At 68.2% G+C, this 10818-nt stretch carries 10 protein-coding genes and 2 pseudogenes; 8 read left to right on the forward strand and 4 right to left on the reverse strand.

What is annotated here, in order from left to right; translation table 11 throughout:
- A pseudogene (locus BN13_RS14550) lies at nt 1-636 on the forward strand (glycosyltransferase 87 family protein); the annotation flags it as partial.
- Between the two features lie 142 nt (nt 637-778).
- Here BN13_RS14550 and BN13_RS14555 read toward each other — a convergent pair.
- The 3 genes from BN13_RS14555 to BN13_RS14570 form a co-directional block, all read right to left on the reverse strand.
- Entirely contained in the window at nt 779-1486 is a 708-nt protein-coding gene (locus tag BN13_RS14555; RefSeq protein WP_048547963.1) for an Ig-like domain-containing protein, read from the reverse strand.
- Complete coding sequence (locus tag BN13_RS19375; protein ID WP_157038613.1) at nt 1483-2397, reverse strand: Ig-like domain-containing protein; 915 nt, start codon at nt 2395-2397, stop codon at nt 1483-1485. Before BN13_RS19375 ends, BN13_RS14555 begins: the two co-directional genes overlap by 4 nt.
- A gap of 286 nt (nt 2398-2683) precedes the next feature.
- Nucleotides 2684-3295 carry a TMEM165/GDT1 family protein gene (locus tag BN13_RS14570; RefSeq protein ID WP_048549250.1) on the reverse strand — a complete coding sequence of 204 codons (612 nt, stop codon included), beginning with the start codon at nt 3293-3295 and terminating at the stop codon, nt 2684-2686.
- 100 nt (nt 3296-3395) lie between these two features.
- On the opposite strand from BN13_RS14570, the gene pheA reads away from it, so the two are divergent.
- From pheA to efeB, 4 genes are all read left to right on the forward strand, one after another.
- Nucleotides 3396-4325 carry a prephenate dehydratase gene (gene pheA, locus BN13_RS14575; protein ID WP_048547966.1) on the forward strand — a complete coding sequence of 310 codons (930 nt, stop codon included), beginning with the start codon at nt 3396-3398 and terminating at the stop codon, nt 4323-4325.
- Between the two features lie 106 nt (nt 4326-4431).
- On the forward strand, nt 4432-5280 hold the full coding sequence (gene efeU, locus BN13_RS14580; protein WP_048547967.1) for an iron uptake transporter permease EfeU: 849 nt from the start codon (nt 4432-4434) through the stop codon (nt 5278-5280).
- A 52-nt stretch (nt 5281-5332) separates the two neighbouring features.
- Nucleotides 5333-6484 carry an iron uptake system protein EfeO gene (efeO, locus tag BN13_RS14585; RefSeq protein WP_048547968.1) on the forward strand — a complete coding sequence of 384 codons (1152 nt, stop codon included), beginning with the start codon at nt 5333-5335 and terminating at the stop codon, nt 6482-6484.
- The gene (efeB, locus tag BN13_RS14590; RefSeq protein ID WP_235434065.1) at nt 6465-7775 is read left to right on the forward strand and encodes an iron uptake transporter deferrochelatase/peroxidase subunit; all 1311 of its coding nucleotides are present in this window, start codon (nt 6465-6467) and stop codon (nt 7773-7775) included. The genes efeO and efeB overlap by 20 nt, the downstream gene beginning before the upstream one ends.
- A gap of 216 nt (nt 7776-7991) precedes the next feature.
- Here efeB and BN13_RS18875 read toward each other — a convergent pair.
- Nucleotides 7992-8441: pseudogene (locus BN13_RS18875) on the reverse strand (aminotransferase class V-fold PLP-dependent enzyme); the annotation flags it as partial.
- 269 nt (nt 8442-8710) lie between these two features.
- Between BN13_RS18875 and BN13_RS14595 the strand changes: the two are divergent.
- Genes BN13_RS14595 through BN13_RS20065 form a run of 3 tightly spaced genes read left to right on the forward strand, consistent with a single transcriptional unit; the run spans nt 8711 to nt 10728 of the window.
- Complete coding sequence (locus BN13_RS14595; RefSeq protein ID WP_157038614.1) at nt 8711-9196, forward strand: ABC transporter permease; 486 nt, start codon at nt 8711-8713, stop codon at nt 9194-9196.
- A complete protein-coding gene (locus BN13_RS20060) occupies nt 9189-10190 on the forward strand; it encodes an ATP-binding cassette domain-containing protein (protein WP_201329100.1) in 1002 nt (333 codons plus the stop codon). Before BN13_RS14595 ends, BN13_RS20060 begins: the two co-directional genes overlap by 8 nt.
- Nucleotides 10111-10728 (forward strand): ATP-binding cassette domain-containing protein, encoded by a 618-nt coding sequence (locus BN13_RS20065; protein WP_048547410.1) that lies wholly within the window; start codon nt 10111-10113, stop codon nt 10726-10728. Before BN13_RS20060 ends, BN13_RS20065 begins: the two co-directional genes overlap by 80 nt.
- Nucleotides 10729-10818: the final 90 nt, after the last annotated feature.

Genomic DNA, 10818 nt, shown 5'->3' on the forward strand with positions numbered 1-10818 from the left:
ACCGCCATCGCCACCGCCGCTCTCGTGACGATTGGGGCCGCCATCGCCCAGCCCGCGTCGTCCGTGATCTTCTGGGGCGGCGCGCTGCAGGATCCGGCGCGGCTGGGCCCCAACCGTGGCACCTCCAACCAATCGATCCGCGGTGTGCTGATGCGTCTCGGGCCGGAGGGGCTGCCGGGGATGCTGATGTGGGTGGTGTTCGCGGGCGCCGTCGCCGTCGTCGGCTTCCGTCTGGCCAAGCGGGCGTATGCCGCGGGCGACTCCATCACCGAAGTCGCCGCCGTCGGCCTGATGGCTTGCCTGCTCTCACCGGTCGCCTGGATCCACCACTTCCACTGGGTGGTCGTGGTCATCCTGGCGATCCTCGGCGCGGACCCGCTGCGGGACCGGCGGCGGCTCCTGGCCGCCGGGGCGATCACGGCCTGGTTCTTGTGCCGGCTGCCCTGGTGGGGCATCTCGTGGCTCGCCAACGGCTGGTCGCCAGAATGGTTCGGCCGCGTCCTGCAAAACGCCGACCTCGTCGGCGCCCTCCTCGCCCTCTGGCTGCTCTCCTGGAGCCTCGGGCGCTCCGTCCCCCCTGCCGGATTCCCGCCCAATCCCACAACCCGGCGCTTCGGGAGACTTTCCCGCCGTTAGGTTCCCATGCGAAGCGCCGGTTTGCCTCCCAAAGCTTTGGACCTGCTCCAGCGCCGCCAACGGCGAGGGCCCGTCCTCATCGTTTCCGATGAGGACGGGCCCTTCAGTTGAGCCGCGCCGGGAGCAGCGGGCTCTTAGCGGATCACCACCAGCAGGTGTAACCGACCGTGACCCGAACCGTGGAGGTCGCGGTCACACCGGCGGTGTCCGCCACGCGGTACTGAACGGTCTCGGCGCGGCCGATGAACCCGTAGTAAGGCGTGAACAGGATGCGGCCGTTGCTGACCTGGTAGGTGCCACCGGCAACGCTCAGCGAGCTCACCGGGTTGCCGCTGCTGTTGAGCAGGGTCAACGTGGACGACACCAGCGGGGTGCTGTAGCTGCCCGGGTAGTCGTTGTAGAGCACGTTGACACTGACCGGCGTGTTGGGCCGGGTCGTCGCCGAGTCCGGGTTGGCCACCGGCGGGTTGCCGGTCACGGTCACCTGGACCGTGCTGGAGACCGTGGTGCCGAAGCTGTCCGCCACCCGGTAGGTCACGGCCGGCGCCGTGCCCTGGAAGTAGCAGGACGGGCTGAAGACGACCTTGCCGCTGACAACCTTGTAGGTGCCGCCGTTGACCGCGATGGAGGTGACCGCGGTTCCCGTCGAGCTGATCAGGGTCAACGTCGCCGGGTTGAGCGGGTTGTCCGCCGCGCCGCCGCCGTCATTGGCCAGGACGTCAACCGTGACCGAGGTCTGGCTCGGGGTGGTCGCCGAGTCCGGCTTCGCGAACGGGCTGACACCGCCGACCGTGACCTTGACCGTGGCCGAGGTCTTCTTGCCCAGCGAGTTGGCGACGCGGTAGGTCACCGTGTCGGCCGTACCGATGAAGCGGGCGTTCGGGTGAACTTGATCTTGCCGGCCTCGACCGAGTAGGTCCCGCCGTTGACCGTCAGGGTGCTCACTGCCTGGCCGCTGGAGTTGAGCAGCGTGAGGCTGCTCGCGTTCATCGTCAGGCTCGGAGCGCCACTGTCGTCGTTGGCGAGGACGTCAACGCTCACCGCGGTCTCGTATGCCGTGGTGGCCGAGTCGTTGGTGGCGTGTGGGTAGGCCGAGGCAACAGTGACCTGGACGGTGGCCGTCGCGGTCGCGCCGGTCTCGTTGGCGACCCGGTAGGTCACTGCCGCGGCGGCGCCGGCAAAGCCAGCGTCCGGAGTGAACTTGATCTGGCCGCTGACGACCTCGTACTTGCCGCCGGGGACGTTGAGCGTGGAGACGGCGTCGCCTGGCAGACCGACTTCCTCTACTACTACTACTACTACTACTACTAGTACTACTCGTCGCCGACTTTCAAGGTCACCGACGTGGGCGTCAAGCAGACGACCACCTTCAACATCGACGACGATGTCGTTGAGAGCGGTCGGGGTGACGCCCGCAACCGAGACACCGACGTGCGCGCCCGCAACCAGGGCCGCGGGGGCGGCGATGGCGGTGGGCGTGCCGACAAGGCCGGCGAAGGCAACGACGGCTCCGCCGCGCCGTGAGGTTCCGGAGGTGGTCCCGAGGGCCCGGTGCTTTCCGGTGTTGGTAGCCGTGCTCCGCTCGGACCGGTGCTTCCCTTGGCCCCTACGCGCGTCGGACAGTGCGCAATTCCTTTCGTTCGATCGGCGCCCCGTGCGCCGACCCCTGCACTTGGCCGATGCCCCGAGACACCGGCGGTTGATCTGCGTGCGACGACGGTTGTGGCCTAGGTCGCACCTGATGTTACTAATCAGTAACATCAGCGGCACAACATTGTTGCATGCCAGGTGATAACGGCGTCAACCGAATCGTCCGCCCTAACAAGGAAAAGTAGAGGCCGTTTAAAAATCGTTCTGCCACAACAGTTTTTGGCGGTTAAAGTTTCAATGGCTAGACGGGATGCTGAGGATCTTCACGAGTTACCCGGCAGTAACACGATCGCTCCCCCGCCCGCCTCACCGTGCCTCGTGGGAGCGCTTACATGACCTACGGGTAGTAACCGGGTAACAATGATGAGGTTGTGACGGAGAAGCCGGCGGGTCGCGGTCAGGCGCGGAGGGCTTCGATGACGGTCACGGCCGCCAAGAGGAGGCAGACAGCGCCGCCGATCCGCCGGATGGTGGCTAGGCGCATCCGCTTGAGCAACTGTCGACCCAAGGCAGCCCCCAGACCGGAAATCGTGGCCAGGGCGAGGAAGGCGCCCACGCCCACCGACAGCGGGTCCTGATACCGGGCAGCCAGGGATGCGGTGAGCAACTGGGACAGGTCGCCCCATTCGGCGAGGAACAGGATCAGGAAGCTGGCCCCGATGGCCCTCAGGCCGGTGGCCGGCGCGGTGACCTTCGCAGCGAACTCCTCCTCGACGTCGGCTTCCTCGGCATCGGCCTCTCCGGCGCCCCTGAGCAGGAGGAACCCGCCGAGCACGAACATGGCGGCAGCCACCGCCTGAACCGGCTGCGTCGGCAGCTTCGCCAGCAACCCGCCCAGCGTCACGGCGACCAACGTCTGCACTGCGAAGGCCGCGGTGACGCCGATCCACACCATCAGCGGTCGGTAGCGCGTGGCCAGCACCAACGTCGCAATGAACGTCTTGTCCGGCAGTTCGACCGGGAAGATGAGGCCGAACACGATTGCCGCGGTGAGGATGCTGAACGTCATAGCGATGCGCACGCTACTCGCGCCCACCGACATCCGGCCTGCCGATCCGGCGGGTGGACGGTCCTGAAGCCTCGGCCAGGAGGCGTCCTACGCTTCCCCTGTGACCCGTTATGGCTACTTCGGTCCCGCAGGGACCTTCACCGAGATGGCCCTGCGGGCCTGGCCGGGTGCCGAGGAAGGCGAGCACACGGCATACGCCTCGGTGGACGCGACCTTGGCCGCCGTCCGCGCCGGCGAGGTCGACGCGGCGATGGTTCCCATCGAGAACTCAGTCGAGGGCGGGGTGACCGCCACCCTGGATGCGCTGGCCAGCGGCAGTCCGCTGGTGGTCATCGGGGAGCGGCTGGTGAAGATCCGCTTCGTCCTCGCGGCGCGGGAGGGTATGGCGCTCGCCGACATCGCGACGGTCGGCACCCATTCGCACGCCTGGGCTCAGGTCCGCGGCTGGATGGGGACGCACCTGCCCGAGGCGACCTACCTCCCGACGTTGTCCACGGCCTCGGCGGCAACCGACTTGGCACCGGGTGGGGAGGGTCGCCACGACGCCGCCGTCTGTGCCCCGGTGGCGGCCGCCAAGGCGGGACTGATCGTCCTTGCCGACGACATCGGCGACATCAAGCGAGCCGTCACGCGCTTCGTCCTCGTTGCGCGACCCAACCGCATCCCGGCGCCCACGGGGGCGGACAAGACGACCTTGGTGCTCTATCAGCGCCAGGACCAGGCCGGTGGACTCCTGCGGTTGCTGGACCAGTTCGGCACGCGCGGAATCAACATGACCCGACTGGAGTCGAGGCCGACAAGGCACTCGATGGGGGACTACTGCTTCTCTGTCGACATCGAGGGGCATGTGCTCGACGAGCGCGTGGGCGAGGCGCTGACGGGACTGAAGCGGGTCTGTGCGGACGTCGTCTTCCTCGGGAGCTACGCCCGGGCGGACCAGGCTCGGGCACACGTCGCGCCATACAACTCCGACGACGACTTCCGTGCCGCGGGCCGGTGGCTGGCCGGAATTCGGGACTTGGTGGAGTGAATCACGCCAGGTCGGTGTCCCGCGTTGAGGAACGGCAGTTGACACTTCGCCTTAGGTAAGGCTTACCTTATTCCTGACGGATGCGCCGTAGGACAAGGATCGAACCATGCTCGTCAGCAACGCCCTCGTCGGGCTGCGCGAAGGCCTCGAGGCCTCGTTGGTCGTCGTCATCCTGATCGCCTTCCTGGTCAAGACCGATCGGCGCTGGGCGCTGAAGTGGGTGTGGGCGGGAGTGGCCGTCGCTGTCGTTCTCTCCGCCGGCCTCGCCGCGCTGCTCACCTATGGCACCCGGCAACTCTCCTTCGAGCAGCAAGAGCTGATCGGCGGGGCCGCCTCAATTCTGGCCGTGGCCTTCGTGACCGTAATGATCTTCTGGATGCGCAAGGCCGCGCGGACGATCTCCGGGGAGTTGAAGGGCTCCATGGACCGAGCCCTCGACGCCGGCGGCCTGTGGGTCGCGCTCGTGGGCTTCCTTGGCGTCGGCCGCGAAGGGCTGGAGACGGCGATCTTCTTCTACGCCACCGCGCAGGCCGCGGGCTCTGGCACGAGCCAGCCGCTGATCGGCTGGGTCGTCGGCATTCTCGGCTCCATCGTGATCGGCGTGCTGATGTATCGCGGCGCCATCCGGTTCAACATCGGGTCGTTCTTCCGCTACACGGGAATCTTCCTCGTGCTGGTGGCCGCGGGGATCCTCGCCTACGGCCTGCACGATCTGCAGGAGGCCGGCTTCCTTCCCGGTCTGCACTCGCTCGCCTTCGACGTCAGCCACATCATCGAGCCGGGCGGCTGGCTCGGCACACTGCTCAAGGGCATCCTCAACTTCACCCCCGCCACCACCTGGCTGCAGGCCATCGCGTGGACCGCCTATGTCGCCATCGTCATGCCGCTCTTCCTGCGGCCCGTGACCGCACCGCCGCGGCACGCCCAGGCCCCGGGCGCCCGCGTCGCGGCCTGACGACATCCGGCGTGCACCCCTCATCAACCGCTCACTAGGAGTCTTGTTCCGTATGCCGTTCCTCACCCCCCGTCCGACCCTCGCCCTCCTCGGGGCCGCGGGCCTGGTCTTGACCGGCTGCGGCGGGTCCATCGACACCAAGACCGGAGCCTCGGCCTCGGCCGGTGGGCCGATCACGGTCACCGCCACCGACACCGAGTGCCAGGTCTCGGCCGTCACCGCCCCCGCGGGCACCATCACCTTCAAGGTGACCAACACCGGCACCAAAATCAATGAGTTCTATGTGTATGCCGAGGGCGACCGGATCGTCGGTGAAGTCGAGAACATCACGCCCGGCATCTCCCGCGACTTCCACGTTGAGGTCACCGAACCCGGGACGTATCAGACGGCCTGCAAGCCGGGCATGGTCGGGGACGGCATCCGCGCGGCCTTCACCGTTACGGGTGATGCGCCCGCGGCCAAGACCGACGACGAGGACCTCAAGGCGGCCGTCACCGGCTACTCGCGCTGGGTCAACAGCCAGGCCGACGAATTCCTCAAGGAGACAACGGCTTTCGTCGCGCTCGTCAAGGCGGGCAAGGTCGAGGAGGCCAAGGCGGCATACCCGCACGCGCGGTCCTACTGGGAGCGGATCGAGCCGGTGGCGGAATCCTTCGGCGACCTCGATCCGATGATCGACGGCCGCGAGGATGTCACGGCTGAGGGCATGGAGTTCACCGGCTACCACCGGCTTGAGAAGGACCTGTGGGTCGATGGCCTGCAGAAGGACTCCAACGCCATTGCGGACAAGCTGCTGGCCGACGTCACCGAGTTGGTGACCAAGGCCAAGTCCGTCGAGCTCAACCCGCTCCAGCTCGCCAACGGCTCCAAGGCGCTCCTCGACGAGATCGCGACCGGCAAGGTCACGGGCGAGGAAGAGCGCTACAGCCACACCGATCTGTGGGACTTCGAGGCCAACTTCGAGGGGTCCAAGCAGGCTATCGCCGAGCTTCGTCCGTTCTTGGAGAAGAAGGACCCGGATCTGGTCGCCAAGATCGACTCCACCGGCAAGGCCCTCGGCGACCTGCTGGAGACCTACCGCGATGGGGACGGCTTCAAGCTCTACACCGACCTCACCGAGGATGACGTCAAGAAGCTCACCCAGGCGCTCGACGCCTTCTCCGAGAATGTTGCGCAGGTGGCCGGTGTCGTCGCCAAGGCCTGATGGCCACGCCGCAGATCCCTCGCGCCGGGCAGCCGTCGGCTCGGCCCTGGGGGTCGCAGCCGGCGCCGCGGGCGCCACTTTGGTGTATGCCGCGACCCGCGACAGCGCGCACGCGGCCGCTGCCCCGTCCCCGGATTCGGGTGGGGGACAAGGTGGTCCGGTTGGGGCGCCGATCGCCTTCCGTGGGGCTCACCAAGGCGGCATCGTCACCCCGGCGCAGGACCGGATGCATTTCGTCGCCCTCGACGTGGTGTCGGAGTCGGCCGAGGATCTGCAGGCGATGCTCACCGCGTGGACCCGCGCGGCCGAGCGGATGACGTATGGCGCGGAGGCCGCCCCGGGTGGCGCCGTGGGCCTCGGGCCGTATGGCGTGCCCACCGACACCGGTGAGGCGCTCGACCTGCCCCCGGCGAATCTCACGATCACAATCGGCTACGGCCCCAGTCTTTTTGAGCGCTTCGGCCTGGACGGACGCAAGCCCGAGGCGCTGCATGACCTGCCGGCCTTCATGGGCGACGATCTCGACCCGGCGACGTCCGGCGGGGACATCTGCATCCAGGCGTGCGCGGACGACCCGCAGGTGGCCGTGCACGCGGTGCGCAACCTGATCCGGCTCGGCTTCGGCGTCGTCGCGGTGCGCTGGAGCCAGCTCGGCTTCGGCCGGACCTCCTCGACCTCGGTCGCCCAGAAGACGCCGCGCAACCTCTTCGGCTTCAAGGACGGCACCAACAACGTCAAGGCCGAGGACGCCGAAGCCCTCGCCCAACATGTGTGGGTCGCGCCCGAGGATGTGCCCGGTGGCGCGGCGTGGATGGCCGGTGGCTCCTATCTCGTCGCCCGGCGAATCCGGATGCACATCGAGGTCTGGGACCGGACGAATCTGCAAGAGCAGCAAGATGTTTTCGGCCGCGGCAAGCTCGAGGGGGAGCCATTGGGGGCTAAGAAGGAGTTCGACGCGATCGACTTCTCGGCGACCCGGACTGATGGTTTGCCGGCGATCCCGCTGACCTCGCACGTGCGTCTCGCCCATGCGGACAACCTCAACGGGGTGCGCATCCTGCGTCGCGGCTACAACTTCACCGACGGCTCCGACGGCCAGGGCCACCTCAATGCCGGCCTGTTCTTCGTCGCCTTCATGCGCGATGCGCACACCCAGTTCGTCCCGATGCAGCGCGCACTCGCGGCCAAGGACGGCCTCAACGAATACATCGAGCACACCGGCTCCGCGCTGTTCGCCTGCCCGCCCGGCCTCGCCGACGGCGCCGACTGGGGCACCCAGCTCTTCGGCTGATCCTGCCCACCCGAGCGGAGTCCGCGAGAGGCAATCAGCGGTCGGGCAGGCAGCGGTCGGGCAGCACGAACCACCGCAACCCGCCGAAGTCCGCGTCACGATCGCGGTGCCCCACGAGATCGGCGCGTCCGTCGCGGCCAGAAGGGCGCGAGCTTCCACCAGATAACCGGCGAGGGCGCCGGGTGGGGCGGTGGTGGCGCGGATGGGTTCGACAATCGCAGGGGTGCCGCCCTCCTCCCGGTGTGCCGGATCGGCGAAATAGCGATGTTCCGTCGGATTGACATAGAGCACCGTGCCGCCGCCTGGCACAACCGGCACCGGATTGGTCATCAGCTCACGCCGGATCGCCAGCACCCCCGGCGTCCCGGGCCCACCGATGAACTTGTGTGGCGAGATGACCAGAGCATCCTTGTATGACGTGCCCGGCCCGTTCATCTCGATCTCGACATAAGGCGCGCACGCCGCGAAATCCCAGAACGACAGGGCGCCGTGCTCGTGCAACACCGTGGCGATCGCCTCGGTGTCGCTGACGATGCCGCTGACATTCGATGCGGCGGAGAAGGAGCCGATGCGCGCCGCCGGTGACTTGCCGCGACGGTGACGTGGGCGCGCGGAGCGGGCCGCGGCATACGGTCGGCCCACGATGGCAGCCCTTCGACGTTGCATGCGACGGCGGCGGGCTCGACCCTGCAGGCGATGACCGTCGCCGGGCCGCCGGAGAAATACATCGGGTGGGCCTTGGTCGACCAGCTCGGACGGGCCATGCTCGACTAGCAGCCGGCCGACTGGTCGCTGCCCGGACGGATCATCGACAAGACCAATATCGGCGACGGCAGTGAGGCCAGCGTCCACCCCGACTTCGAAGGCTTCGAGACGCTCTTCACGGACCAGTGGGGTCGCTGACCTCCGCAACGACGCTGCGAGAGAGCGAGAACATGCGCGCCGACCCGGCCGAGCCACCGGCCCGACCCCGCCACGGTGCCCTGCAGATCGCCGAGCGCTACGGGCTCATGGCGGTGCTCGTCATCGCCTTCGTGGCCTTCTCGGTGCTGCTGCCGGAGACGTTTCCCACGCTCGGCAATGTCAAGGCGATGATCAACAGTCAGGCGATCATCTTGCTGTTGGCGCTGGCCTTAACCCTGCCGCTGCGCTCGGGGGACTTCGACCTCTCCATCGCCGGGACGATGACCGCCGCGGCCGCCGTCGTCGCCCAGCTCACAACCACGGGCACATCCATACCGGTCGCCATCGGGGCCAACGCCGTTGGCACGCTGATTGCCCATTATCTCCTCAACATCTTCGTCACCGGCCTGCAGTTGTATGGCGCGCAACCCTGGGTCTCCGACGTCTTCAACGGGATGGCGCTCATCCTGGCCGTGACCTTCGCCCGGGTCGCCGCCCGGCTCAGCGGCCGTGCCTGAGTCAAGTCCGGTGCGGGACGTTCGCTCGGGTGGGGAGCGCTCGGGGCTGCGCCTGACCGGCGTCCACAAGAGCTTCGGTGGCGTCGCGGCCCTGCGCGGGGTCGACTTCGAGGCGCTCGGCGGCGAGGTGCACGCCCTCCTCGGCCAGAACGGATCCGGCAAGTCGACCCTGGTCAAGGTGATCACCGGCATCCACGCGCCCGCGCCTGGCGCGGAGATGCAGGTGTGGGGCGGGCCCGTCGCGCTCCCGCTCGGCGCCGCCCACGAGCACGGCATGGCCGTCATCCACCAAGACCTCGGCCTCGTCGACACCCTCACCGTCGCCGAAAACATGGGCGTCTCCTCGCCGTATGGCGCGCGCCTCCTCGCCCCCTTCTCCATGGCCGCCGAGCGCCGTATCTGCTGCGAACTCCTGACCGACCTCGGTGCCCGAATCCATCCCGACACCCTCATCGCCGACTTGCCACCCGCCGCCCGGGCGACGGTCGCGATCGCCCGGGCCACCCGTCTCCTGCGCGAGCACGGCGAGCGGTTCGTCTTCATCCTGGATGAGCCCACGGCATACCTCAGCGCGGACGAATCACAGCAGGTAATCGCGTTGATGCGGCGCGTGGCCGATCGCGGGAGCGCGGTCGTGTTCATCTCGCACCGGCTGCAGGAGGTCGCTGCCGTGGCCGACCGGGTCACGGTTCTGCGCGACGGTGTTGTGGTCGACACCTTCGTGGGTCAGACGGACTCGCAGCAGATCATCGAGGCGATGCTCGGGCAACGCTTGGCCCGCGCCTATCCGGAGCGTGCCCCGGCCCCAACCAGCGCCCCGGTCCTGCAGGCGCAGGGCCTGACCGGGGCACGCGTCGTCGATCTCGATCTCGGGGTCGCCGCCGGCGATCGTCGGCCTCGCCGGTCTGGTCGGTATGGGGCACGAGGAGATCCCGGCGCTCCTCGCCGGCGCGGTGCCCGCCCGGGCGGGACGGGTACTCCTGGACGGCGCTGACCTCACCGACGCCGGGATCGCCGAGCGCATCGCGCTCGGCGTCAGCATGGTGCCGGGCAACCGGCAGCGCGACGGAGTGTGGTTGGACGTCGAGGCTTTCGAGAATCTCGCGATCTTGCCTGACACGGCCAGGAGCCTGCTCGGCGTGCGGCATCGCGAGCGCGAGATCGGCGCGGCGACGGATGCGATGACGCGCTTCGGGGTGCGGCCCCCCGACCCGCTGGCCCGCGTTGGCCAGTTCTCCGGCGGCAATCAGCAGAAGGTCGTCCTGGCGAAGTGGCTGGACCGCGAGCCGCGCGTCCTGCTCCTCGACGAGCCGACCCAGGGGATCGACGCGGGGGCCAAATACGATGTGCTGCAACTGGTCTGCGCGGCCGCCACCAAGGGTGCCGCCGTCGTCATCGCCTCGGGCGACTACGAGCAACTGGCCAATATCTGCCATCGCGTCTTGATCCTCCGATTCGGCCGGATCACCGCGACCCTGACCGGGCCGGACCTCACCGAGGCGACGATCGCCGCCCGCGCCCAAGCCGACTGACACTGCGCCGGAGCCCCCCAAGGAAATTCTGCTAGCAGCAGTTAGTCAACTGTGGACACCTTGCAAGCTGTCCGCAGTTGACTAACTTGT

Origin of the sequence: Nostocoides jenkinsii Ben 74 (assembly GCF_001046875.1) — a bacterium.
Taxonomy (GTDB): domain Bacteria; phylum Actinomycetota; class Actinomycetes; order Actinomycetales; family Dermatophilaceae; genus Nostocoides_A; species Nostocoides_A jenkinsii.